The 23,810-nt window shown below is 44.8% G+C and carries 25 protein-coding genes; 16 read left to right on the top strand and 9 right to left on the bottom strand.

Annotated features, from left to right (window positions below; translation table 11 throughout):
- Positions 1–7 precede the first annotated feature (7 nt).
- Both ACQVGS_RS02615 and amtB read right to left on the bottom strand, forming a co-directional pair.
- A complete protein-coding gene (locus tag ACQVGS_RS02615) occupies positions 8–358 on the bottom strand; it encodes a P-II family nitrogen regulator (protein ID WP_010332189.1) in 351 nt (116 codons plus the stop codon).
- Between the two features lie 11 nt (positions 359–369).
- On the bottom strand, positions 370–1,584 hold the full coding sequence (amtB, locus tag ACQVGS_RS02620; RefSeq protein WP_024123127.1) for an ammonium transporter AmtB: 1,215 nt from the start codon (positions 1,582–1,584) through the stop codon (positions 370–372).
- Positions 1,585–1,865: 281 nt separating this feature from the next.
- On the opposite strand from amtB, the gene ACQVGS_RS02625 reads away from it, so the two are divergent.
- The 5 genes from ACQVGS_RS02625 (at position 1,866) to ACQVGS_RS02645 (ending at position 7,598) form a co-directional block, all read left to right on the top strand.
- A complete protein-coding gene (locus ACQVGS_RS02625; RefSeq protein ID WP_106019701.1) occupies positions 1,866–2,327 on the top strand; it encodes a hypothetical protein in 462 nt (153 codons plus the stop codon).
- A 187-nt stretch (positions 2,328–2,514) separates the two neighbouring features.
- A complete protein-coding gene (locus tag ACQVGS_RS02630) occupies positions 2,515–3,081 on the top strand; it encodes an isochorismatase family protein (RefSeq protein ID WP_106019700.1) in 567 nt (188 codons plus the stop codon).
- Positions 3,078–4,439 (top strand): MFS transporter, encoded by a 1,362-nt coding sequence (locus ACQVGS_RS02635; protein ID WP_254517915.1) that lies wholly within the window; start codon positions 3,078–3,080, stop codon positions 4,437–4,439. The genes ACQVGS_RS02630 and ACQVGS_RS02635 overlap by 4 nt, the downstream gene beginning before the upstream one ends.
- A 181-nt stretch (positions 4,440–4,620) precedes the next feature.
- A complete protein-coding gene (gene pucI, locus ACQVGS_RS02640; RefSeq protein ID WP_095712834.1) occupies positions 4,621–6,093 on the top strand; it encodes an allantoin permease in 1,473 nt (490 codons plus the stop codon).
- A gap of 95 nt (positions 6,094–6,188) precedes the next feature.
- Positions 6,189–7,598 carry a right-handed parallel beta-helix repeat-containing protein gene (locus tag ACQVGS_RS02645; protein WP_106019698.1) on the top strand — a complete coding sequence of 470 codons (1,410 nt, stop codon included), beginning with the start codon at positions 6,189–6,191 and terminating at the stop codon, positions 7,596–7,598.
- Between the two features lie 90 nt (positions 7,599–7,688).
- Here ACQVGS_RS02645 and ACQVGS_RS02650 read toward each other — a convergent pair whose 3' ends face one another.
- Positions 7,689–8,885 carry an MFS transporter gene (locus ACQVGS_RS02650; RefSeq protein WP_106019697.1) on the bottom strand — a complete coding sequence of 399 codons (1,197 nt, stop codon included), beginning with the start codon at positions 8,883–8,885 and terminating at the stop codon, positions 7,689–7,691.
- A gap of 20 nt (positions 8,886–8,905) precedes the next feature.
- Complete coding sequence (locus ACQVGS_RS02655) at positions 8,906–9,319, bottom strand: MarR family winged helix-turn-helix transcriptional regulator (RefSeq protein WP_044159667.1); 414 nt, start codon at positions 9,317–9,319, stop codon at positions 8,906–8,908.
- Between the two features lie 224 nt (positions 9,320–9,543).
- Here ACQVGS_RS02655 and ACQVGS_RS02660 point away from each other — a divergent pair, with 224 nt between their 5' ends.
- The 5 genes from ACQVGS_RS02660 (at position 9,544) to flhP (ending at position 12,944) form a co-directional block, all read left to right on the top strand.
- Positions 9,544–9,654: a protein usd gene (locus tag ACQVGS_RS02660; RefSeq protein WP_082687840.1), complete on the top strand. Its 111-nt coding sequence runs from the start codon at positions 9,544–9,546 to the stop codon at positions 9,652–9,654.
- Positions 9,655–9,668: 14 nt separating this feature from the next.
- Positions 9,669–9,950 carry a sporulation transcriptional regulator SpoIIID gene (spoIIID, locus tag ACQVGS_RS02665; protein ID WP_010332180.1) on the top strand — a complete coding sequence of 94 codons (282 nt, stop codon included), beginning with the start codon at positions 9,669–9,671 and terminating at the stop codon, positions 9,948–9,950.
- 178 nt (positions 9,951–10,128) lie between these two features.
- Positions 10,129–11,130, top strand: a complete 1,002-nt coding sequence (mbl, locus tag ACQVGS_RS02670) for a cell shape-determining protein Mbl (protein WP_014115458.1) — start codon at positions 10,129–10,131, stop codon at positions 11,128–11,130.
- Positions 11,131–11,289: 159 nt separating this feature from the next.
- Positions 11,290–12,102 carry a flagellar hook-basal body complex protein FlhO gene (gene flhO, locus ACQVGS_RS02675; RefSeq protein ID WP_105990828.1) on the top strand — a complete coding sequence of 271 codons (813 nt, stop codon included), beginning with the start codon at positions 11,290–11,292 and terminating at the stop codon, positions 12,100–12,102.
- A 32-nt stretch (positions 12,103–12,134) separates the two neighbouring features.
- Positions 12,135–12,944, top strand: coding sequence for a flagellar hook-basal body complex protein FlhP (gene flhP / locus ACQVGS_RS02680; RefSeq protein ID WP_024123118.1), 810 nt, complete (start codon positions 12,135–12,137; stop codon positions 12,942–12,944).
- Positions 12,945–12,965: 21 nt separating this feature from the next.
- Here the strand turns inward: flhP and rapD are convergent, their stop codons facing one another.
- Positions 12,966–14,030: an aspartate phosphatase RapD gene (gene rapD, locus ACQVGS_RS02685; RefSeq protein ID WP_024123117.1), complete on the bottom strand. Its 1,065-nt coding sequence runs from the start codon at positions 14,028–14,030 to the stop codon at positions 12,966–12,968.
- Between the two features lie 193 nt (positions 14,031–14,223).
- Here rapD and fabZ point away from each other — a divergent pair, with 193 nt between their 5' ends.
- Positions 14,224–14,649, top strand: coding sequence for a 3-hydroxyacyl-ACP dehydratase FabZ (gene fabZ / locus ACQVGS_RS02690; protein ID WP_106019694.1), 426 nt, complete (start codon positions 14,224–14,226; stop codon positions 14,647–14,649).
- A 71-nt stretch (positions 14,650–14,720) separates the two neighbouring features.
- Positions 14,721–15,113, top strand: coding sequence for a large conductance mechanosensitive channel protein MscL (gene mscL / locus ACQVGS_RS02695; protein ID WP_024123115.1), 393 nt, complete (start codon positions 14,721–14,723; stop codon positions 15,111–15,113).
- Positions 15,114–15,145: 32 nt separating this feature from the next.
- Here the strand turns inward: mscL and blaOXA are convergent, their stop codons facing one another.
- Together blaOXA and ACQVGS_RS02705 are read right to left on the bottom strand one after the other, a co-directional pair.
- Positions 15,146–15,949, bottom strand: coding sequence for a class D beta-lactamase (gene blaOXA, locus ACQVGS_RS02700; RefSeq protein ID WP_101859828.1), 804 nt, complete (start codon positions 15,947–15,949; stop codon positions 15,146–15,148).
- 51 nt (positions 15,950–16,000) lie between these two features.
- The gene (locus ACQVGS_RS02705) at positions 16,001–16,411 is read right to left on the bottom strand and encodes a YwpF-like family protein (protein ID WP_059292379.1); all 411 of its coding nucleotides are present in this window, start codon (positions 16,409–16,411) and stop codon (positions 16,001–16,003) included.
- A 175-nt stretch (positions 16,412–16,586) separates the two neighbouring features.
- Between ACQVGS_RS02705 and ACQVGS_RS02710 the strand changes: the two genes are divergently transcribed.
- The 4 genes from ACQVGS_RS02710 (at position 16,587) to ACQVGS_RS02725 (ending at position 19,255) form a co-directional block, all read left to right on the top strand.
- Complete coding sequence (locus ACQVGS_RS02710) at positions 16,587–16,970, top strand: hypothetical protein (protein WP_024123112.1); 384 nt, start codon at positions 16,587–16,589, stop codon at positions 16,968–16,970.
- A gap of 77 nt (positions 16,971–17,047) precedes the next feature.
- Positions 17,048–17,389 (top strand): single-stranded DNA-binding protein SsbB, encoded by a 342-nt coding sequence (gene ssbB, locus ACQVGS_RS02715; protein WP_024123111.1) that lies wholly within the window; start codon positions 17,048–17,050, stop codon positions 17,387–17,389.
- A gap of 226 nt (positions 17,390–17,615) precedes the next feature.
- Positions 17,616–18,392, top strand: a complete 777-nt coding sequence (glcR, locus tag ACQVGS_RS02720) for a transcriptional regulator GlcR (protein ID WP_326374405.1) — start codon at positions 17,616–17,618, stop codon at positions 18,390–18,392.
- A gap of 5 nt (positions 18,393–18,397) precedes the next feature.
- Positions 18,398–19,255 (top strand): Cof-type HAD-IIB family hydrolase, encoded by an 858-nt coding sequence (locus ACQVGS_RS02725; protein ID WP_326374400.1) that lies wholly within the window; start codon positions 18,398–18,400, stop codon positions 19,253–19,255.
- 122 nt (positions 19,256–19,377) lie between these two features.
- Here the strand turns inward: ACQVGS_RS02725 and ACQVGS_RS02730 are convergent, their stop codons facing one another.
- Both ACQVGS_RS02730 and ACQVGS_RS02735 read right to left on the bottom strand, forming a co-directional pair.
- Positions 19,378–22,152, bottom strand: coding sequence for a DEAD/DEAH box helicase (locus ACQVGS_RS02730; RefSeq protein WP_491830884.1), 2,775 nt, complete (start codon positions 22,150–22,152; stop codon positions 19,378–19,380).
- Entirely contained in the window at positions 22,139–23,749 is a 1,611-nt protein-coding gene (locus ACQVGS_RS02735) for an SWIM zinc finger family protein (RefSeq protein ID WP_106021926.1), read from the bottom strand. Before ACQVGS_RS02735 ends, ACQVGS_RS02730 begins: the two co-directional genes overlap by 14 nt.
- Positions 23,750–23,810 lie beyond the last annotated feature (61 nt).

A 23,810-nucleotide genomic window follows, 5' to 3' on the forward strand; every position in this document is an offset into this window, starting at 1 on the left:
AACGATATTACAGCGCTTCAGGTCCTTCTTCGCCGGTGCGGATATTAATCGTATTGCCGATTTCATAGACAAAGATTTTACCGTCACCCGGTGATCCCGTTTTCAGAACCCGCTTAGCGGTCTCAGTTACTTGATCAACAGGAACCTTGCTGACCACGATTTCGATTTTTAACCGTTCATATACATTGCTTTCTATTTTTACCCCTCGATAAAGCTCCGTATGTGCTTTTTGAAGCCCGCAGCCGTGAACATTGGAGAAGGTCAGAGAGGTGACTCCGATTTTTCCGAGTTCCTGCTTCAGCTTTTCAAAATTTGCCGGACGCGTTACAATTTCTACCTTGAACATTTGACCGCTCATAGCGTCACTCCTCACATAGAATCTTGATATGCTTTTTCCCCGTGCATTGTTAAATCAAGCCCGAGTGATTCTTCTTCTTCGGTTGCGCGTAGGGGAAGGAAGAGGCCTACAATTTTAATAATAACGAATGTGACAATAAATACAAAAACATAAGTTGCGGCGATCGCTACAATTTGTTTCCAGATTAAACTTGCATCCCCGTAGAATAAACCATCTGCACCAGCGGAGTTGACTGAAGTTGTTGCGAACAATCCTGTCGCGATGCCGCCCCATGTGCCGCCGATGCCGTGCAGGCCAAAGGCGTCAAGTGCGTCATCATATCCGAATTTCTGTTTCAGCGAGAAGACACCCCAGAAACAAACCGCTCCGCCAATGATGCCAATGATAATAGAAGAAAACGGTGTGACAAACCCGGCCGCCGGCGTAATGGCCACAAGCCCTGCGATCGCTCCTGATACCGCGCCGAGCATCGTCGGTTTTTTGTTGATGATCCATTCAACCAATATCCAGCCGGCAATCCCCGCTGCAGCAGCCGTGTTTGTATTAATAAAGGCGTACATGGCCACATCGTTTAATGTCAGGGCGCTGCCGACGTTAAAACCGAACCAGCCGAACCAAATCAGGGCGCCTCCCAAGAAGGTGTAAATGAGGTTATGCGGAGAAGACGCTGTGCCGTCTTTCCGTTTGCCGAGCACGATGGCCAGAACAAGGCCGGCCACCCCGGAAGAAATATGAACAACGTTTCCGCCTGCGAAATCAAGCGCGCCAAGCTGGCCGATCCAGCCTCCGCCCCATACCCAGTGAGCAACCGGCGTGTAAACCAATGAAACCCATAAAACCGAGAATAAAAGAAAAGCGCCGAATCGCATCCGCTCTGCGAAAGCCCCGGAAATGATAGCAGTTGTCAGAACCGCGAACGTCATTTGGAACATCATAAATAATGAATGGGGAATCGTGTCGCTGTAATCACCCGGATCAAATCCGACCCCCTTCAGACCTGCCCACTCCAGTCCGCCAATGATTGAATTGCCTGGTGCGAAGGCAAGTGTATATCCGAACAGCACCCAAACGATGGAAACGATGGCGATGGAAGAGAAACTGTGCATTGCTGTACTCAGCACATTTTTGCTTTTTACCATTCCTCCATAAAATAACGCTAACCCCGGGGTCATCAGCCACACGAGTAAAGCGCAAAAGAACATAAATACTGTATCGCCCATTTGCATGTCTCATTCCTCCGTATCTTTCAGAATAAAAGCAATTATTATATTTCTTCATTATAGAGAAAAAAGAATGATAAAACATTTTCATGTGAGATTTCCTAACATGTTTTTTTAGTGTGTGTTATCGATGCGGGCGAAGAAAGAAAAATGGTATTTGCCATACAAGACTTTATGCCTATAAAATAATTCTGTTTTTATGAGAAAAAAGGGAATTGACAATAAATAGAATTATATATAGTGTATTAAGTGTACTAGTTAATATAATACACTAAGGGGGATGCGATATGAATAAAGGCAGCAGGCTGCTGAGAGCGTTAAGAAAGTCCATTCCGGCGACATTCCGGTTGTTTTTGGCCTTTAATTTTGTTGTGTACGGCCTGGCGAAAGTGGTCATGGGGCAGTTTGGGGAAGTAACACCTGAAATTGCAGCTGGAGTAGGAAAGGGATTTGCAATTGCATGGACATTTTTCGGTTATTCTCATGTCTATGAAGTATTTATAGGCTTTGGGGAAATCATTGCTGCAGTTTTGCTGTTGATTCCAAGAACATCTGCGTTAGGCGCCGTTGTATTTATGCCGATTATTGTGAACATCGTCATGATTAACTATTGTTTTGATATTGGCGTGCAGGATCTCAGTACGATATTAATGATCATGTGTTTGATTCTGCTTTGGATTGACCGCCGCAAATTTATGGGCATGTTTAATCAGCAGCCGATTAACGGCAGGCAGGTGACGAAGCTATGACAACTTTTATGATCACAGTGCTTGCTGGTATGTTTGCATGCACCACCTTTTATTTTTATATAAAAGAAAAATCGTGAGATAAGCGCTTCTCCTGAGAATTTCACAAGCGTCATGCAAGAATTCATGTGAAGTGAAGAGTAAAATATGGAATGCGAGAAACACTAACAGCATCAGGAGGAAACGCAAAATGAACACACTTACCATTGATTTTCAAAACACAGCATTGGTTATCATTGATCTGCAAAAAGGAATTGTGCCAATAGACAAAAGCGGACAGGTTGTTCCGAATGCGAAAAAGCTTGTTGATGAATTCCGAAAGCATAACGGCTTTATCAGCTTTGTGAATGTAGCCTTCCATGACGGAGCGGATGCGCTAAAGCCGGAAACGGATGAACAGGCGCAGGAAGGTTCAGGTGAAATGCCGGCGGATTGGGCGGAATTTGTTCCGGAAATCGGTGTGCAGGACGGAGATTACATAGTGACCAAACGCCAGTGGGGCGCATTTTTCGGCACGGACTTAGATTTGCAGCTGAGACGCCGCGGCATTGATACGATTGTACTGTGCGGCATTGCCACAAATATCGGAGTGGAAAGTACGGCTCGCGAGGCCTTTCAGCTTGGCTATCAGCAGATTTTTATTACCGACGCGATGTCCACGTTCAGTGAGGATGAGCATGAAGCCACACTGCGCTTTATTTTTCCGAGAATCGGTAAATCGCGGACAACAGAAGAATTTTTATCTCAAGTGAAATGAAAATATCAAAAAAGAGCCGTGCTGTCTTTTTAACGGCGGTAGCTTCAGGAACGATGCTGAATCCGCTGAACTCGTCTATGATTTCTCTGGCGCTCCACAGCATCCAGCATGAGTTTCGCCTGTCGTTTACGACGGTTTCCTGGCTGATCTCCTCTTTCTATTTGGCGAGTGCTGTGGCCCAGCCTGTGACGGGAAAGCTTGGCGATTTGATTGGGCGGAAAAGGTTGTTTTTATATGGGCTTATTCTTGTGGCGGTTTCCGCCATCGGGGCGCCGCTTGCGCCAACCTTTATGACATTATTGGTCATGCGGCTGTTTCAATCGGTGGGGAGCAGTGCGATTTATCCGTCGGGAGTCGGGCTGATACGAAATCACATACATGAGCGCCAGGCTTCAGCCATGGCGGTGCTGTCCATATTTGCATCTGCAATGACGGCGCTGGGGCCGACAGTCGGCGGCTTTTTGATTGTCTGGGGCGGCTGGCCGGCGATTTTTATCGTCAATCTGCCGTTTATTATCCTAAGCTTCCTATTAGGGATGTATATGTTCCCGAAGGATCAGAAAAAAGGGGTGGGGATCAGAGCGGTTATCCGGCAGCTAGATGTTCCGGGAATCCTTTTGTTTGCCGGCGGGATCATTTTGCTCCTGTCCTTTTTGCTTTCATTCAGCACATCCCCGCATGCGTCAGAAGGTGTGATTGGTGTCATTCTGCTTGTGTCATTTGTCTGGCGTGAGCTGAAAACGGAGAAGCCGTTTATTGATGTCCGTTTGTTTAAAACGCAGCGAAGCCTGTCAGCGGTATACGTTCAGTTTATTTTACTCAATGTATTCTTCTACTGTTTATTTTTCGGCCTGCCGAGTTATTTTCAGGATGAAATGCATCTTTCTGTCCAAACGAGCGGTCTGTTTATGCTGTTCATGTCAGGAATGAGCATCGCTGTATCGCCTATTACAGGTAGGTGGATTGACCGATCGGGAGTCATCGAGCCGATTTTGGCGGGGGCGCTTCTGATGACGGCTGGCGCTGTGCTCTTAACGGTCTTTTTTATCAGCGTTCCGGTCATCGGGAAAGGCTTGATCCTGTCGCTGCTCGGCATCGGTTACGGACTTGGAAACGTGGCGCTTCAGGCGGCGATGCTGAAAACGAGCCCTTCAGACATGGTGGGAACGACCTCGGGGCTGTTCCAAACGTGCCGTTACCTCGGCTCAATTTTATCCTCCGTGATTCTGGGCCTTCTGTTCGGTAAAGAGATTACAGCGGCTCATTTTGATATCATGGGAATGATCCTTATTGCTGTAGGCGCATTGAGTCTCTTCGTGGCTTTGAGATTCACCGCCTTAATGAAAACAAGAATATGAGAAAAGAGACAGATATGCGAGTCTGTCTCTTTTTCTTGTTTAGGATGCTCAAAAATGAATAAAAGGATTGTGTATTATAGCCAATGTATTTATCTGACTTTTCAGTTATATTACGTAACATATCATGTTAGAAAACAATACATATAACGGAAGATAGACAATGCTGAAAGGGGAGCCGGCTATGGAGTTAAAAGAGAGTCAGCAGCAATCAAACAGGCTGAGCAATGAGGATCTGCTGCCTTTAGGGCAGGAAAAACGCACTTGGAAAGCAATGAACTTTGCCTCGATTTGGATGGGGTGCATACATAATATTCCGACCTACGCGACAGTGGGCGGATTAATTGCAATCGGGCTTTCACCGTGGCAGGTGATGGCGATCATTATTACGGCCTCGCTTATTTTGTTTGGCGCACTCGCCTTAAACGGGCATGCAGGGACAAAATACGGGCTGCCGTTTCCTGTGATTATCCGGGCTTCATATGGAATTTACGGCGCAAACATTCCGGCGCTTCTGAGGGCTTTTACAGCCATTATGTGGCTTGGCATTCAAACCTTTGCCGGAAGCACGGCGCTGAACATTTTGCTGTTAAATATGTGGCCCGGCTGGGGAGAGATTGGCGGGGAGTGGAATATTCTGGGCATTCACTTGTCTGGTTTCCTCTCTTTCGTATTCTTTTGGGCTGTGCATTTACTCGTATTGCATCACGGCATGGAATCAATTAAGCGTTTCGAGGTATGGGCAGGTCCTTTAGTATATGTGGTGTTTGGCGGCATGGTATGGTGGGCGGTCGATATAGCCGGAGGACTCGGGCCGATCTATTCGCAGCCTGGAAAATTTCATACGTTTTCAGAAACATTTTGGCCGTTTGCTGCCGGAGTCACCGGCATTATCGGCATTTGGGCGACGTTAATTTTAAACATACCTGATTTTACACGGTTTGCTGAAACGCAAAAAGAGCAGATTAAAGGCCAGTTTTACGGCTTGCCTGGAACCTTCGCATTATTTGCGTTTGCCAGTATTACGGTGACCTCCGGTTCGCAGGTTGCTTTCGGCGAGCCGATTTGGGACGTGGTTGATATTTTAGCGAGGTTTGATAATCCTTATGTCATCGTATTATCTGTGATTACACTCTGTATTGCCACCATATCAGTTAATGTCGCAGCAAACATCGTGTCTCCGGCTTATGATATTGCGAATGCTTTGCCGAAATATATTAATTTTAAACGAGGCAGCTTTATTACAGCCCTGCTCGCTTTATTTACGGTTCCGTGGAAGCTCATGGAGAGCGCAACCAGCGTTTATGCGTTTCTCGGTTTAATCGGCGGCATGCTCGGTCCGGTGGCGGGCGTCATGATGGCTGATTACTTTATTATTCGCAAGCGGGAGCTTTCGGTTGATGACCTTTATTCCGAAACCGGACGGTATGTGTATTTTAAAGGGTATAACTACCGGGCATTCGCAGCCACGCTTTTAGGCGCACTGATCTCATTAATCGGAATGTATGTCCCCGCATTAAAAGGCTTATATGACATCTCATGGTTTGTAGGTGTGCTGACATCATTTCTTGTCTATATTGCTCTGATGCGGATTCACCCGCCGATATCATCGGCTATTGGAAAGTATGATTCTGGGCAGGTGCGTCGAGCTGAATAAGAACTTATGCAGGTGAAATTTGAGATGGTTTTCCATAAATGGATAACTTATAATGATATAAGAAAATCCATTCTAAATAGAAATGAGAATCCAATATGAAAATATCATTTTTTATTTCTGCGGCAGCCGTTTTAACTGCTGTTATTATCGCTTTAACCTATGATAAGACGGCAGCAAATGAACAAGACTCAGTGAACTGCTTATATGTTTCTCCTGACGGCAATGATCAAAATGAAGGGACGAAAACAAAGCCATTTCGTACACTTGCGCATGCCGCTAAGGAAGCTGTTGCCGGAACAACCGTAATCATCCGGGAAGGCACGTATGATGAACCGCTTGATGTGAAGCATAGCGGCGCGGATGGAAAGCCTATCACGTTTCGAAGCTATCAGGACGAGAAAGCAGTCATTACCGGGAAATCGATGACGAGCGCAGAATATGAAACGCCGTTAATCCGCATAGACAATAAACATTACATCACAATCAGCGGTTTAACGATTGAGAATCTCTCTGTTTCATCTGAAGAAGCAACCGCCATGGGAATTTATGTGACTGGATCCAGCAGCCATATCACGATTAAGGATAATCATGTTCGGAATATAAAAACAACGGCGGACGAGGGCAATGCCCACGGAATTGCGGTTTATGGGACGGGAAGCATGAAAGACATTAAGATTACGGATAATACCGTTGAAAAGCTGACACTCGGAGCGAGTGAAGCGGTTGTGCTGAACGGAAACATTGACGGCTTTACGATTGCAGGCAATCTGGTCCGTGATAATAACAATATTGGCATCGATCTTATCGGATATGAAGGAACGGCAGATCAAAACGATTATGTTCGAAACGGCGTCGTAGAAAACAATACTGTCTATCATCATTCAACTTTCGGAAATCCCGCTTATGGAGATGAGTACTCAGCGGGCGGAATATATGTCGACGGAGGACGCAATATTGACATAAGGAAAAACACGGTTTACAGAAACGATATCGGTATTGAAGCAACCTCTGAGCACAAAGGAAAATATGCTGAGGATATAAAGATTACCGACAACAAAGTGTACCAGAATGCGTACACGGGTATTTCAATCGGCGGATATGACAAAGAGCGTGGCGGCACCACCGGTTCTGTGATTGCTCACAACATTATTTTCCGCAACGATACAAAAGAGCTGTATGGCGGACAGCTATTGCTGCAGCACGATACAAAAAACAACGTAATAGAAAAGAACATCATGACGGCAAGTGATTCAAGGCTGTTTATTGCCAACGAATTTAAAACCAATGAAGGAAATACAGTCAATCATAACGTTTACCATAAGGAAGCAGGTAAGGACGGCTTATGGATGTGGAAACAGACTGAATACGACTCGTTTTCATCTTATCAAAAAGCAACGAAAAATGATGTCGGTTCTATTTATGCAGATCCGATGTATCGTGACGAAGAGTCTTTTGATTTTACATTAGATCCGGATTCACCTGCGCGTCCGATTATTGAATCATGAAAGAAGCGGCATTCTATTCCGTTCAACGGAGCAGAATGCCGTTTTTTTATGCAAAAAAAGACTGCCGGCAAACTCCGGCAGTCTGACAAGCTATTCTGCAATCGACACTTTTCCTTCAGGTTCGGCGACAGCCGTTTTTTTCTGGCTCCATGCATAGAGGAGAAGAGAAATCAGAACAAATAGACCCGCTGTTAAGTAAATAGATGAGAAACCAGCGGAAGCAACGAATAATCCGAACACATACGATCCAGCGGCAATTCCGCTGTCAAAGAACGTAAAGAACGTCGCTGTCGCAAATCCTGAACGGTGTGCCGGTGAATTTTGTATCGCCAGCGTTTGCATGCACGGCACGATTGAGCCGTATCCGAGTCCGATCACCGCTCCGGATAATAGCAGCATCCAGCTGCTATGCGTAAAGGCAAGCATGCAAAGTCCGACAGAGAAAATCAGGATTGAAGGGTAAATCACAATCCCCGGTCCGACTTTGTCGAACAGTTTGCCTGTAAACGGACGCGCGACCATCATCGTAACGGCAAAGCATACAAAGAAGTAGCCGCTGACATTTAATAGATCAATAGACTTAGCAAAAACGGACAAAAATGCCGTAACTGTTGAATAACAGAATGATATAAACAACCCTACAATCGCAATCTTAAGCGCGCCTTTTTCAAACATATCCGACAGAGAGAAGCGGAATACAGTCGTTCCGCTGCTGAGGCTGTTTGGCACTTTAATGAGTAATGTAACAAACAGCCCGACAATCATAAACAACGCAAAAATTGTAAAGAAGACAGAGAAAGGCACAATTTTCACCAGGCTCAATCCGAGAAACGGACCGATAGCCATTGCGAGGTTCATAGACATGGCAAAGTATCCAAGCCCTTCGCCGCGGCGTTTAACTGGAATGATATCAGCTGCGATCGCGCCGGTTACAGTGGTTAAAATACTGAACCAGATTCCTTGGAAGAACCGCAATCCAAGCAGCAGATAGAAGTTATGAATTGGCAGGTAAAGAAAAGACGAAAGGGCAAAAATTGCCATCGATACAATCGCCATTCTCTTTTTCCCAAACCGTTCTATAATAGCTCCTGAAAAAGGGCGTGTGAAAATGGCGGATAACAGGAACAGACTGATCAACAGCCCTCCCTGAGATTCAGTACCTCCCAGCTCCTGCATCATATAGATAGGCAGAACAGTTAAAAATGTATAAAAGAACACAAAAACAAACAAGTTCACGAGAACGACCATAATAAAATCTTTGGTCCAAATCGGTTCAGACTTTTTCAAATGTATGTCACTTCCTTAATTCATTGTTGTAAAAACAAACGAAATAAATGAGAAAACGCTTCTTTATCTTCATCACGGAAATCTGCAAGCAGTTCTTCCTCAAATTTAAGCATTTTCACATTGATTTCTTCGTATTTTTTCTCTGCTTCTTTTGTGAGGACAACGAGTTTTTCCCGTTTGTCTTCACCTTGCCGTCTCTGTACCCAGCCGTTTTCTTCAAGGCGTTTGATCGTCCGGGTCACCGTTGGCGCTTCCACATTTAAATAGGACCAAATCTCCTTTTGAGTCATTGGTCCGATCGTACGCAAACAATATAAAATTGACCATTGAGATGAGTAAAGGCCGAATGGCTCCAGCTGTTCATTGGCTTTTTTGGCAATCAGGCGGGCGCTTTGGTTGATTTGATGAATGAGGTGTCTGTTGACGTAGGTCATTTCGGTCTCCTTCTAAAAAAACTTACCTAAGTAACTAATTGCTTTTTTCATTTTACAGGAGCGATGAAAGGATGTAAAGATATAAATTTAGTGACGCGAAATAATTAGCCGAAGTCGAAAAGTTCATTTCACCCCTTGTCCTTATTGAGTTTTTAGCATATTCCCACAAGAATGCTAATACACTGTTACAAACCTAACAAAGAGAGTGTTTGAGGTGAGGGATCGTGGGCATATTTCACAAACTTACTTTTAAAACCATACAACAAAGAAGCTGCATAATGAATGACTCTTTACAGAATACGGATCTCATTTCACACTTCTCACATCCATTTTAGGGAGGTCGAGTGGTGTGCACGATTACATCAAAGAGCGAACAATCAAGATAGGAAAGTACATCGTGGAGACAAAGAAAACCGTTCGTGTCATTGCGAAGGAATTTGGTGTTTCCAAAAGTACAGTACACAAGGATTTAACAGAGCGTCTGCCTGAAATCAATCCTGACTTGGCAAACGAAGTGAAAGAAATACTCGATTATCATAAATCCATCAGGCATTTAAGAGGAGGAGAAGCAACAAAACTCAAGTATAAAAAGGATGAAATTCTTGAAGGAGAACCCGTTCGCCAGCCATAATCACTTAGGAAAAATCAACTGCATTGTCTTCCGGAAATCGTTTGTAGATCATCCGCAAAAATTTGTAAAGAACTTAATGTGCTTCCAACTTTTTTTCTATATTTTATGATAATATATATAATTAGGGCACAATGTGGATATTTACTGTGAAACAGATTTTCAAGGAGGATATAAATAGATGTTTGCAAGGGATATTGGTATTGACCTCGGTACTGCAAATGTACTGATCCATGTTAAAGGTAAAGGAATTGTTCTGAATGAACCTTCCGTAGTTGCACTTGATAAAAACAGCGGCAAAGTGCTGGCGGTTGGCGAAGAGGCAAGACGAATGGTTGGACGTACACCTGGGAATATTGTTGCGATTCGCCCGCTGAAAGACGGAGTTATTGCTGATTTTGAAGTAACAGAAGCAATGCTGAAACATTTTATTAACAAGCTGAACGTAAAAGGCCTGTTCTCAAAACCGCGCATGCTTATTTGCTGCCCGACGAATATTACATCAGTTGAGCAAAAAGCAATCAAAGAAGCTGCTGAAAAAAGCGGCGGTAAACATGTGTACCTTGAAGAAGAACCGAAAGTTGCCGCTATTGGCGCGGGTATGGAAATATTCCAGCCGAGCGGTAACATGGTTGTAGACATCGGAGGCGGGACGACGGATATCGCAGTCATCTCAATGGGCGATATTGTCACCTCCTCTTCTATTAAAATGGCTGGGGACAAGTTTGACATGGAAATCTTAAATTACATCAAACGCGAGTACAAGCTGCTGATCGGCGAACGTACTGCGGAAGATATTAAGATTAAAGTCGCAACAGTTTTCCCAGACGCACGTCAAGAAGAAATTTCCATTCGCGGACGGGACATGGTTTCAGGTCTTCCAAGAACAATTACAGTAAACAGCAAAGAAGTAGAAGAAGCCCTTCGTGAATCTGTAGCTGTTATTGTGCAGGCAGCGAAACAAGTGCTTGAAAGAACACCGCCTGAACTGTCCGCTGATATCATTGACCGCGGCGTTATCATTACCGGTGGAGGCGCGCTCTTAAACGGCCTCGACCAGCTGCTCGCTGAAGAGCTGAAGGTTCCGGTGCTTGTCGCTGAAAATCCAATGGATTGTGTGGCGGTCGGCACAGGTGTTATGCTTGATAATATGGACAAGCTTCCTAAACGCAAACTAAGCTGATCACTCAAACCTCATTCTGAAAAAGAATGGGGTTTTTTTATGAAAACTCTTCACGAATTGATGAGAAATGCCGATAATAGGATAAAATACTTATTTGTATTATAGAACGAATGTTCCTACATGACAACTGGAAAAAATGCCATTTTAGAGGTGGAAAACTTGTTAAAAGGATTATATACCGCAACATCCGCAATGATTGCCCAGCAGCGCAGAACGGAAATGCTTTCAAATAATATCGCAAACGCAAATACATCCGGATATAAAGCAGAACAAGGCTCGATGCGTGCGTTCCCTGAGATGCTTCTCAGCAGAATTGAAGCAAAATCTCCGGCCGGCACATCGAAAACAGAAATCGGTTCCGTTAATACCGGTGTATATATGCAGGAGCTTAAGCCTCTTTTCACACAGGGAAGCCTTAAGTCGACGGATCAGCCTACAGACATCACATTGATTGAACATCAAGTTCCGGTAAATGCAGAAACAAATGAAAATGCGGCCCTTTTTTATCCGGTTCAAACGGCGAATGGTGTCCGTTATTCCAAAAGCAGCACGTTTTCTTTAAATGAGAACAATCAGCTGACAATCAACGGAAATACCATTTTATCCACGACAGGACAGCCGATTACGGTCGATAATGAAAATTTCACTGTGTCTGAAAACGGTACTGTTACTGCGAACGGACGAACAGCCGGACAGATTGATGTCAGAATGGCAGAGGACGTCAGAAATCTAAAAAAAGATGGCAATGATTTGTACAGCACGGCTGACGGAAATGACCTGCCGAGTGCGGCTGGCAATAACCAAGTATCCTATTCATTAAAACAAGGCGTTTCCGAGCTTTCGAATGTTGATGTGACGAGCGCCTATACAGAAATGACTGAAGCGTACAGATCGTTTGAAGCAAACCAGAAGGTCATTCAGGCGTATGACAAAAGTATGGACAAAGCAGCCAATGAAATCGGAAAAATATAAGATAACGGAAGAAAAAACGGGGGACATCAACTATGCTCAGGTCAATGCTAACGGCATCAACAACCTTAAACCAGCTGCAGCAGCAGATTGACACAATCAGCAGCAACCTTTCCAACAGCAACACAACCGGCTATAAGGCTAAGGATACGAATTTCTCTGAGCTCGTCAGACAGCAATTCGATCAGGTTGATGAAAAAAATGAAGAAGTGGCACAATCCCGAAAAACGCCGCCCGGCTTGCGCCTTGGTGTCGGAGCGATGATGAATTCACGGCTTGTATCCGATCAAGGAAGCATTAAGAAGACGGAGCGCGATCTGGATATCGCTTTTACGTCTCCTTACCAATACCTCCAGGTTAACGTGAATGGCAATCGCCAATATACGAGGGACGGAGCGCTTTATTTATCGCCTTCCGCTGATAATGCCAACCAGCTTCAGCTCGTGACAGGCAACGGTCATCCCGTGCTTGATGAAAACGGCAATGCAGTAAACATAGACAGCTCAATGAAAAAAATCACGATCAATGAAAACGGGACCTTAACCGCATCTAACGGGAATACGGTGCAGCGGTTTAATCTCGGGGTTGTCCAAGTGAACAATCCTCAAGAGCTGAAATCCGAAGGAAATAATCTTTTCTCCATTGATAATGCAGCAGCCTTTGAAGAGCTGAATGGCGCAAACAGACAAAACATCGGCATGCAGCAGGGTGCACTTGAGATGTCAAATGTGGATATTTCTAAGCAAATGACAGATTTGATTGCGTCTCAGCGTTCTTATCAGCTGAACAGCAGAACGATCACAATGGGTGATCAGATGCTCGGTTTGATTAATTCTGTAAGATAATCGAAAGATGGGCGTTTTCAATCAGCCGCGCATAATAAAAAAGGCGGCTTTTTCGAAATCGTCCTTTTTTTTGTAGTATTCCGTGATGTCCTCCAAAAGCACCTCTAAATCCACCCAAGCTTCGATTTTTTCTAATTCAAGCACATATTCAAGCAAGGTATCATAAGGATCTTCAGCAGACGTATAGAGCGCTTCAAGTGTTTTTAGTTTCAATTGAATTGTTTGAATGTTTACCTTTTCAGATAATTCTTTCCCTTTTTGCAAAACCGCTTTTCCTTCTGAGATCTTTTCTGTTTTAAAAAGAGCTCTGACGGATTCATACACACAGTGCAGATAGGATACTGGAGAATTGGTTTCAAATTCATGATTCTTCAATACCTTTTTAAAGTAGAGAAGAGCTTCATGGTCCTTCTTTTCGGTTGCTTTTAAAAAGCCCAAATTATAATAAGCGTGGCACAGCAGATTATCGTCATTTACCTGCTGGGTTTTCCTGATGATTTCTTTGAAAAGCTGTTCAGCCTCATCATAGCGCTCTTGATCAATATAGTTTACAGCGAGGAGCAGTTTGCAGCTGATCACCTTTTTGACATAGCCGAATTGATGCAAGTAGATATTTAATGCTTTTTCAACATATTGGATGGAAAGCGGCGGTGATTTCATCAAGTAATAGGCGCCGGCGGTTTGATAATAAAAGTCAGCGGCTTCAAATGCGTTTTGAATCGCGTGCAGGTACTGCTCAGCTTTTTTAAAACCATTCACCGCATGCTTCGGAGCGGTTTTGACCATTTCATATAATCCTGAGAAAAAATGCAGATAATATTTCAATTCATCATCCATTTTGTCTTCCTGTTCATATAACTCATGGAATAATGAATCCATCCCGTCCTGGTTTTCAAAAAGGAGCTGGTGGCGTGCGAAGAACAGTTGATAACGCATCCAAAGTTTTGTGTTCTTTTTAAGTTTCGGAAGGTGCTGGTCGATTTTCTCTTTAAGTGCTGCTGCGTCATCCATTTTACGTTTGCCAATAGCGGTATACCACTCGTCTAACATTTTTTGAATTCTTTTTTCAATCAACTTCGAAATCATTTTCCTACCTCTTTGCTAATGGTAAAATCTATAATTATCATATCACAACTTTTGACGGCTCTCATTGACAGTTGGTTACACTTTGGGCGCCGGTTGAAAAAGAGGTTAATTCATAATATACTTTTCAAATGTACAGATTAGATCATAAATGATTGCTATACATACTAACGCAGATGAAGGAGATGTCAAGAGAATGCTTGATACTCAGCAAATTAAAGAAATTATTCCTCACCGCTATCCGTTTTTGCTCGTAGACCGGATTACGGAAGTTGAAGAGGGCAAACGGGCAAAAGGCTATAAAAATGTAACTGCTAATGAAGAGTTCTTTAACGGACATTTTCCACAGTATCCGGTAATGCCCGGCGTATTAATTGTAGAAGCGCTTGCTCAAGTCGGGGCTGTTGCGATGCTGATTAAAGAAGAAAACCGCGGCAGATTGGCGTTTTTTGCAGGCATTGACAATTGCCGGTTTAAAAAACAAGTGAAACCTGGTGACCAGCTTCACCTTGAGGTGGAAATCACTCGTGCGAGAGGCACAATCGGGCGCGGAAAAGGCGTTGCCAAAGTTGACGGCGAAGTGGTTTGCGAAGTTGAACTGACTTTTGCCCTCGGCGATTAAGTGAAAAGAGACAGATGGGCAGCGGCACATTTGTCTTTTTTTCTTTCAAAACAAAAAAAGCAGGTGATTGTATGTGGAAAGAGTTTAAGACCTTTGCCATGCGCGGGAACATTGTTGACCTTGCGATTGGTGTTGTAATAGGGGGCGCGTTCGGTAAGATCGTCACATCGCTCGTTAATGATATCATTATGCCTTTAGTTGGCTTGCTTCTGGGAGGGCTTGATTTTTCGGGGCTGTCCTTTACATTCGGTGATGCGGTCGTCAAATACGGCAGCTTCATTCAAACCATTGTAAATTTCTTAATCATATCGTTCTCTATTTTTATTGTGATTCGGACTTTGAATCAATTGAAGCGTAAGAAAGAAGCGGAAGAAGAGGCTGAGGCGGAAGCGGCGGATGCGCAAGAAGAGCTGCTGAAAGAAATCAGAGATCTGCTGAAGCAGCAAACAAGGTCACCGGAATAAAAAAAGACTGCCGTCTGAGACGGCGGTCTTTTTTATGGCAGAACATATTTCTTCAAAATGTCCATTGTCATGCTTTTCGCTTCTGTGCCGGTACCGTCAATGTTCGTCACGAAACTGTACACTCCGTTTTCGGTTTTGACAAAGCCTGCATACCAGCCGATGCCTGAGCCTGAACCGGTTTTTCCATAAAGCGTATAATGATCCTCATCTTCCTGAATCATCATCCGCTTCACTGTCTTCATTACGCTTTTATCAAATGGCAGTTTTTCTTTGTATAAGGCTTCCATAAAGTCCGTTTGTTCCAGAGGAGAAATCTTAAGCGTGCTGCTCAGCCAAAATTGGTCAATGCCGCCGCTGATATCTTGATTGCCGTACGCTATTTTATCAATCCATTCTTTCATTCGCTCTTCTCCGATGTCTCGGGCCATCGCTTGATAATACCAAACAACGGAGTATCTCATGGCAGATCCTAGCGTGTGATCCTGATTCCATACATCGAGCTCACGTTTTACACCGTCCCAGTATTTGATGTCATATTCATCTTTAACGGCGCCTGTTTGTAATCCAATGAGCGCGTTTGGGACTTTAAAAGTCGATTGCGGCGCAAATCTTTGTGTCGCGCGTTGATCGCCGTAGACGAATGTTTTTTCATTTTTCAGATCACGTAAGATAAAAGTTCCGTCGTGATCAGTGAAAAACTCATTGACATTCATTTTCTTTAGATTAGGACTCTTCCCGGCAGCAACAGCTTCTCTAGGTGTTTGCAAACTTGATGTCAAAAGGACAGCTGCGCCGATAAGTGATAAAACAACCGCTTGAATTTTTCGCTTATTCATACGTGTCACCTCAGCAAATGTAAAATAAGAGAGGGGGATTTCCACTCTCTTTTATATCTTCTGCTTAAACGCCTCGATCAGCTTCGCTCCTGTATAGCCCTCTTTTACAAGAGATTCCAGAATGGTTTCAGTGCCTTGCTGTTTTCTTGTCACCATTTGTCCGTAAATTAAAACCGAGATGCTTTCTTCCAGTTCAGCAATATTCTTCACAGCTGCAGTCAGCTGGGCGGGGCGGTTGCTTTTTTTCGTAATCGTCACAAACACTTTGACTTCAGCTTGTTTTTTTTGAAGCTGGTCAAAAAAAGACAAGTGCTCCTTCGGAACAAGCGCTTCAATCAGCCAGTGATTTTCACCGTCTTCTTTATTGATAATCAGTCCGTCAATAAGGGGAAACTGTTCAATTGACTTTTCTTCCTTGTCCACTCGTTCCACGTTCAGATCAACCAGTTTAAAGGTTTTCATTTTTATCTCACCCCATTTACTTACAAAGAATTCTTAAAATGAATTATAACACATATTCATTTTTCCGTGAAAACGCTGTAATGCCGGGAACAATATATTTTGTCCTGGTACAACATTTAATAATTTCTATTTTTTCATTATACTGTAACTGACTATGGATTACGGAGAGGTGTGTATGAATCGATTTCATTTAAAGGAAATTTATATTGACGGCACTCCGGCGGATCAGCGTTTGATTCAAACGAACGAAGCTTATATGTTAAGCCGTAAAGATATTTTTGAGGTTCATCTATATAGGAAAGAGAGGATGATTTTTTTATACGAAACTTATGATGGGATGGAACAGTACAAAATCCAGCTGTCGCTCCCGGAAAAGAAGCTCAGCTTTCAGTGGTTTGCATGGGACGGCTCTTCTTATGTCTGTATGAATACGCAGCATTGGCTGACATCTAAATTGTTTTTCCGGTTTTTAAAAAATACATATTTCTTTAGAGGGAAAAAACAAAAGCTGTTTTTAGCTGAGGGAAAAATGAAAACGAAAGATAAAAACAGAGGCTGAAATGCGGTTTTGAGCGTTTTTCTTTTCTCGTTGCATCGTCTACAATACGTGTAACCGCAAGGAGAGGAGGAATCGCAATGTTCAATCAGGTCATGCTTGTCGGACGTTTAACAAAAGACCCTGAGCTTCGGTACACTTCTGCAGGCGCGGCAGTCACACACATTACGATTGCAGTTAACCGCAGCTTCAAAAATGCTTCAGGAGAAATTGAAGCGGATTACGTCAATTGCACGCTTTGGAGAAAAACGGCCGAAAACACGGCGTTATATTGCCAAAAAGGCTCTCTCGTTGGCCTAAGCGGACGGATTCAGACAAGGAGCTATGAAAATGCGGAAGGTGTCAAAGTGTACGTAACTGAAGTGATGGCTGATACTGTTCGTTTTATGGACCCTAAACCTCGGGAAAAAGCTGCCGATTGACATCCCCCTGCTCCTCCCGCTTTAAATCCCATTCACGATTACTTTTCTTCGCATCATCCCCTCTGTATTGACCAGTCGACCAGACTGGTTTTTTCTTTCTGTTTCAGATAGGAAAAATTGGTTCTTATGATGCATTTTTACTTAATTTCACTTAATAATATTGATTGTTAATATATAAAAACTTATAATTACTTAAAGATAACGTCATATGAAAAGGAATGAGGGCGTGTACCAAGAAGAAAGATTAGTAGCGATTGTGGATTATCTAAAGGAGCATAACCGCATTACAACTGAGCAGATCTGTACGCTCCTTCAGGTGTCCAGAGATACAGCACGGCGGGATCTTGTGAAGCTGGAGGAACAGAATGCCATTATTCGCACAAGAGGCGGCGCCATTCTGCCGTCTGTGCACCAGAAAATCCAAGGGTATTCCGGGCGGCTGAAAACAGTGTCCGAGGAAAAAAACAAGATTGGCAAACTCGCCGCATCACTGATCCAAAATGGCGACCGGGTTATTTTAGATGCGTCTACAACCGTTCAGGCGTGCGCTAAACACTTAAATGCAGACGACTGTACGGTTATCACCAACTCCATTAATCTCGCGGAAGAGCTCTCAGACAAAGATGGTATTGAGATCTATCTTCTCGGAGGCAAGCTTGAAAAGGAGCATCGTTTCTTGTACGGCGCCTCTGTGATTGAAAAGCTTTCAAGCTATCACGTCGATAAAGCGCTGATCGGTGTTGTCGGCATTTCTGAACACGGCATTACGATCGCGCATGAAGAAGATGGGCTGGTGAAGCGAAAAATGATTCAGCAGGCGAAGCAGGTGATCGCCCTTGCGGATTATTCGAAGCTGGGAAGCACCGGTTTTTATCAGTACGCTGAGCTGAGTGAAATTGATCTCTTGATCACAGACCGGCTGCCGGATCAGGCGTTTTGCGACTTGCTTGACCTTAATGGCGTCGAACTTCTCGTGACAGAGCAGGATGAAAGAAAGGGCTGATAAACGTGAAATTGATTGCGACCGACTTAGACGGAACCTTGCTGAACAGCAAGCATCAAGTAAGCTCAGAAAATGAAAATGCTCTGCGGCAGGCGCAGCGGGACGGGATTGAGGTTGTTGTATCAACGGGACGCGCTTATTTTGATGTCGTGTCCATTTTTGAACCGCTCGGGATCAAAACGTGGGTCATCAGTGCGAACGGCGCTGTCATTCACGACCCTGACGGCAGGCTTTATCATTCGGAAACAATCGATAAAAAACGGGCGTATGACATCCTCTCGTGGCTTCAGTCAGAAAACTATTATTATGAGGTTTTTACAGACTCAGCTATTTATACGCCGCAAAACGGCAGGCAGCTCCTTGATGTTGAGCTTGACCGGGTCAAAAGTGCGAATCCAAAGGCTGACCTTTCTGTTCTGATGCAGGCAGCCGAGGTGCAATACAGTCAATCGGGCTTCGCTTATATCGACACGTTTCAAGAGCTTTTTGAGGAGGATAAGCAGATTGATTTTTACAACATTCTTGGCTTTTCTTTCTTCAAAGAAAAGCTGGAGGCCGGCTGGCAGAGATACCAGGAGGATAAAGATCTGACACTTGTCAGCTCTGCTGATCATAACTTTGAGCTTTCCTCCAAAAAGGCATCCAAGGGGCAGGCGCTGGAAAGGCTGGCAAAGCGGCTTAACATCCCAATGAAGGAAACAGCAGCCGTGGGCGACAGCTTAAATGACAGGTCTATGCTGGAGGCTGCCGGAAAAGGCGTAGCGATGGGCAATGCGCGGGAGGACATCAAAGCGATAGCCGACGCTGTAACCCTGACCAATGATGAACATGGCGTTGCCCATATGATTCGGCACTTGCTGTAAGGTTTATCTTTTGAGAAAAAGTGCATCCTGTACATAACCGGCGTAACGGATTCTGTGAAATTCGGCGTGACGGCGATGAACGGAAAAAGCTGGCTCTTTTAAAGAGCCAGCTTTTTTTGTGGTTATTGTGCCTGCGCTGAGGCGCTTAATGTAAATAATTCTTCGAGCTCATCTGTGGACAGCTCGGTAATCCAGTTTTCGCTTTGGATAATTTGGTCGTTCAGCGTTTGCTTCGTTTCAAGCATCATATCAATTTTTTCTTCAATTGTTCCCGTTGTAATCATTTTATGGACGTGGACAAACCGCTCCTGCCCGATGCGGTATGCCCGGTCAGTGGCTTGGTTTTCAACAGCCGGATTCCACCATCTGTCATAATGAATGACGTGATTGGCGGCTGTCAGATTGAGACCGGTGCCGCCCGCTTTCAGCGAAAGAATCAGTGTCGGGTATTCTTTCTTCTGAAATTTCTCAACGAGTGCATCGCGGTCTTGCTTAGAAAGACTCCCGTTCAAAAACTGCACAGGTTCGCCGAAGGTTTTTTCAAGCAATCGCTTCATCATGTTCCCCATTTGAATATATTGCGTGAAAATGAGACAGCTTTCGTTTTGGGCACGGATCGCTGTCATCAGCTCAAGCAATTTTTCAAGCTTGACCGAACGTCCGGCCAGCAGCTCGGTTTGATCTTCCTTCAAATAAAGCGCGGGATGATCGCATATTTGTTTAAGCCGTCCGAGCATGCTGAGGATCAGTGCTTTTCGCTGCATGCCTGTCAGTGACGACATATGTTCAAAAGTGTCTTTCACCAGCTGCTCATAGAGAGACGCCTGTTCGGCTGACAGCGGAATAAATTCTTTTTGCTCCAGCTTGTCGGGAAGGTTTAATGCGACGTCCTCATCCCGTTTTGTCCGCCGCAGCAAAAACGGCCGGATTAATTGCTGAAGCTGTCCGATTCTTTTTTCGTCCCGGTCCTTTTCGATCGGCAATACATAGCGTTTATGGAAACCGGTCAGACTGCCAAGGTAGCCTTTATTCATGAAGTCGAAAATCGACCATAGCTCAGTCAAGCGGTTTTCCATCGGAGTTCCGCTCAGCGCGATATGGTGAATGCCCTTCAGCTTTCTGATTGCGCGTGATTGCTTCGTGTGCGCGTTTTTAATATTTTGTGCTTCGTCAAGACAAATTGTGTTCCATGTCACCGAAGAAAGCTCTTCAGAATCGGCATGCGACAGCCCGTAGGAGGTTAAGACAACATCCGCGTTATCATAATAGCTGGAGAAGTCTTCTCCCTTCGGACGGCGCGGGCCGTAATGGAGAGCGACCGACAGATTGGGCGCGAAGGTTTGAAGCTCCCGCTGCCAGTTGCCAAGTACGGATGTCGGCGCGATGATCAGATTCGGCGTGTTTTGCCGTCCGCTTTCCTTCACATGAAGAAAATATGCGATCATCTGAATGGTTTTCCCAAGCCCCATATCATCGGCCAGACAGGCGCCAAAACCGCTTTGCCGCAGAAACAGCAGCCAGTTCATGCCGTATTTCTGATACGGGCGGAGCGTGCCTTGAAAGGAGGGGCTGACCTCATGCTCCGGCAGATTTTCCGCTGTTGTCAGCTTTCGAATCAGTGATCTGAGCTGTTTTGACAGGTCGAATTGAATACCGGCAAAAGCGGATGTATCCATGATGTCCGAGTCCTCAAGCCCGCCTTCCTGCTGATCCATCAGCTCTCGTGCCAGAATATCAGACATATGGAGCCCTTCTGATTCCGCTTTCTCCATCAGCCGTTTCATCTGTTTGATAAACTGCGGATCTATTTTCACCCATTGCCCGCGAATATTAACGAGGCGCCTGTTGCTCGCGACAAGCTCGTTAAATTCATCCTCTGTCAGCTCAATGCCGTTTGTCGCAAACCGCCAGTTAAAATCAAGCAGCGCATTCATGCCGACAAATGACTCGCCGCGCGGGGCGGAAGATACTTTTGCTTTAAGCATCATGCTGCTGTCTCTGACAATCTGCCACCAGGATGGCAGGAGGATTTCAACACCCATATCGACAAGCGTCTCACTTGCCTCTGACAGGAAAATCCAGGCTTCTTCCTCTGAAATCAACGTGGTGCCGGAATCAAATGACAGCCACGGAACCGTTCGATGAAAGCGGTCCTGCTCGCGTGCGATTTTATCGCTGTAGGCCTGCCACGATTTTTTGAGGCTCTTCAGCCCGTCAAAAAATACAACCGCGCCGCTCTTTTTATCGCGTAAAAACATTTCGATTTTCCAGTCATCACCGTCAAAGTCTGGTTCATTCAAGCGGAGGCCGACCGTAAACGGGGTTTGATCGTCAACCCAGCCGATGCCTTCGAGAAAATCCTCTTCATCCAGAAAATGTCCGCGAAATGTTGTGATCGCAGGTGATTTCTCTTTGATATTTTCCCATTTTTCACGCAGTTCGTCGTCATATTGAATATAATCCTGCACCGCGGCTGAAAACCATTCCGCAGTAAAGCCATCCAGTATGCTGTCCCGATCCTTCCAGCGGAAAACACCGTTTGTCCATGCTTCGTAGTCAGGCAGGAAATCGCCGTCCGCGATAAATTCGTAAATGGTGGACGCTGCCTCAATCAGCGGTTCCGTTTCTTCTGTGAGCTGCACGGAGCTGAATGAGTTGAACGAGTTCTTGCCGAGAAGCTCTACAGTCATCCATGGAGAAAGCAAAACCGCGGTTGTCCCGATGAAGCTGACATCCTCAAGGAAGGTTCCGTAAAATGAGGATTCGTGCCATTGAAACAAATGCTTTTTCATGTGGCTGTAGGGAAGGGGCTGCTCATTCTCATCAAAGGCTGAGAGCGTGAATGACCCGTCTTCCATTTGTTCGACGTGAATAAGTATTTCTTTAAGACTCGCCATCAATCAACTTTCCTTTCTGCAGTTCTTCTTGAAGGGCGCGCAGGCGCTTGTAATGTGAGCTCAGCTGCTGAATATAGCGTTCCCATACCTTCAGTTTTTTCGCTTTTTTGTAGAGCGTCCGCAGTTTTTTCAAATACCGGGCTGCTTCCTTGTAAGAGCTGCGGTTTTTCTGGTCGATAAAAAAGGCCACTTCTCTGTGGTATGCGGGTATAAGGGCTTCGGGATCGCTCGCCGCGATTTCTTTGAGCATCGTTTTATCCATCTCATAAATTGAAAAGCCAACAAGGCTGTGGATTTCGATCCACTCGGCGTAACGCTTTTTCTCATATAAATGATGGCTGTATTCTGTGAAAGTATACGGCAGACAGCCTGCTGCATAGCGTTCAAACAGCGCCTGGTCATTGGTTTGCTTCACATACGCGTTCAGCAGAAGAAACAGCTCGCCAATTACGTCGCGAATTTCTTTAAACGGTTTATCCAGCTTTGTATAACCAATCGCAATCGATTCAATCCGGAGGTACCATGCTTTGAGCCGTTTCCAATCCTTTTTTGCGGTGATTTCACTCAGCCATTGGAACGTATACGGCAGCGCTTCCGGCGGAAATTGGTCGGTTTCCGCAAAAATCGCGTCATCATGTTTCTGCAAAAATTCTAAATGCAGACGCCCGAATTGCAATTCAGGAGAAAACCGCCGCCCGGCTTCTTTTTGCAGGATCTCTTGCTCACGAGCAACCCATTTCGGCCGCGGCAGCAGCGCACTCCAAATTTCACCGAAAATGCGGATGCGTTCATATTGAAAAATATCTTCCTTCAATAAGAGATCCCGAATGACATCCGGCGTTTTCTCCAGAAAAGGATCGAGTGCAAACGACAGCGCGTACGTTTTTAATTTATCAATTGAGCTGTAGATCGTGTCCATCAGCTGTTCGACATAAGGATTGAGGGAATAAAAATCATGCTCGGGGTCCAGTTTTCCTTCTTCAATCAATGTAAACATGCGAAGCCACACCGCGATCGCTGAATGAATCTGATACAGGCTTTTCAGCTCCGGTTTGTTCGGGGCATGCTTTTTCAAAGCGGACAGATAGCCGTAATAGAGGCCCTGCATGTTTTGGCTGCCTTCAGCCGTGCGTACCTGCCAAAGAGAAAACTCTGAATCGAAAAAAGCAAGCCAGCTTGAAAGCGACTCTTCATTAGGCAGCACCTTCTCCTGGAATTGACGCCGGACGAGCTCTTTGCTTTCTTCAAGCTTTTCCCTCTCCAGCCAGTGCTCTGTAAAAGTTCCCACTCGTTCAAACATTGCATATACATATAAAAAAACAGCCAGCTTATGGCGGCAGATTCTCCCAGACGGACATGAACAGCCGCTTTTGGCTATGACAAATAAGTTCAATGTGACCCGCACAGGCACAACATCCTGCACGTAAGCCGTAACTTCCGTCGGACTCACTGCTTGTAAACGATAGACTGAATCCTGCCGATATAAAATAAGGGCTTTTTTGATCAGCTGAACATTTTCCTCGCTGTAAGGAAGAAGCTCTTTTAATTGTTCAGCCGACGCCAGCACATCGTCTTTAGAAATCATATTCTGAAGCATGATTATCGCTCCTAACCGAGTCACGTAATAAAAAGATCCAATTTCTCTATTATATCGCAAC

It is taken from the genome of Bacillus sp. SD127 (genome assembly GCF_058566445.1).

Excerpts from the sequence above, each read along its gene's own strand:
- flhP (WP_024123118.1), top strand. The coding sequence starts at position 12,135 with ATGCTCAGGTCAATGCTAACGGCATCAACAACCTTAAACCAGCTGCAG.
- fabZ (WP_106019694.1), top strand. The coding sequence starts at position 14,224 with ATGCTTGATACTCAGCAAATTAAAGAAATTATTCCTCACCGCTATCCG.
- rapD (WP_024123117.1), bottom strand. The coding sequence starts at position 14,030 with ATGATTTCGAAGTTGATTGAAAAAAGAATTCAAAAAATGTTAGACGAG.
- mbl (WP_014115458.1), top strand. The coding sequence starts at position 10,129 with ATGTTTGCAAGGGATATTGGTATTGACCTCGGTACTGCAAATGTACTG.
- ACQVGS_RS02730 (WP_491830884.1), bottom strand. The coding sequence starts at position 22,152 with ATGGCGAGTCTTAAAGAAATACTTATTCACGTCGAACAAATGGAAGAC.
- ACQVGS_RS02645 (WP_106019698.1), top strand. The coding sequence starts at position 6,189 with ATGAAAATATCATTTTTTATTTCTGCGGCAGCCGTTTTAACTGCTGTT.
- mscL (WP_024123115.1), top strand. The coding sequence starts at position 14,721 with ATGTGGAAAGAGTTTAAGACCTTTGCCATGCGCGGGAACATTGTTGAC.
- ACQVGS_RS02615 (WP_010332189.1), bottom strand. The coding sequence starts at position 358 with ATGAGCGGTCAAATGTTCAAGGTAGAAATTGTAACGCGTCCGGCAAAT.
- ACQVGS_RS02710 (WP_024123112.1), top strand. The coding sequence starts at position 16,587 with ATGAATCGATTTCATTTAAAGGAAATTTATATTGACGGCACTCCGGCG.
- ssbB (WP_024123111.1), top strand. The coding sequence starts at position 17,048 with ATGTTCAATCAGGTCATGCTTGTCGGACGTTTAACAAAAGACCCTGAG.
- amtB (WP_024123127.1), bottom strand. The coding sequence starts at position 1,584 with ATGCAAATGGGCGATACAGTATTTATGTTCTTTTGCGCTTTACTCGTG.
- pucI (WP_095712834.1), top strand. The coding sequence starts at position 4,621 with ATGGAGTTAAAAGAGAGTCAGCAGCAATCAAACAGGCTGAGCAATGAG.
- ACQVGS_RS02705 (WP_059292379.1), bottom strand. The coding sequence starts at position 16,411 with ATGAAAACCTTTAAACTGGTTGATCTGAACGTGGAACGAGTGGACAAG.
- blaOXA (WP_101859828.1), bottom strand. The coding sequence starts at position 15,949 with ATGAATAAGCGAAAAATTCAAGCGGTTGTTTTATCACTTATCGGCGCA.
- ACQVGS_RS02655 (WP_044159667.1), bottom strand. The coding sequence starts at position 9,319 with ATGACCTACGTCAACAGACACCTCATTCATCAAATCAACCAAAGCGCC.
- ACQVGS_RS02735 (WP_106021926.1), bottom strand. The coding sequence starts at position 23,749 with ATGCTTCAGAATATGATTTCTAAAGACGATGTGCTGGCGTCGGCTGAA.
- ACQVGS_RS02630 (WP_106019700.1), top strand. The coding sequence starts at position 2,515 with ATGAACACACTTACCATTGATTTTCAAAACACAGCATTGGTTATCATT.
- ACQVGS_RS02635 (WP_254517915.1), top strand. The coding sequence starts at position 3,078 with ATGAAAATATCAAAAAAGAGCCGTGCTGTCTTTTTAACGGCGGTAGCT.
- ACQVGS_RS02625 (WP_106019701.1), top strand. The coding sequence starts at position 1,866 with ATGAATAAAGGCAGCAGGCTGCTGAGAGCGTTAAGAAAGTCCATTCCG.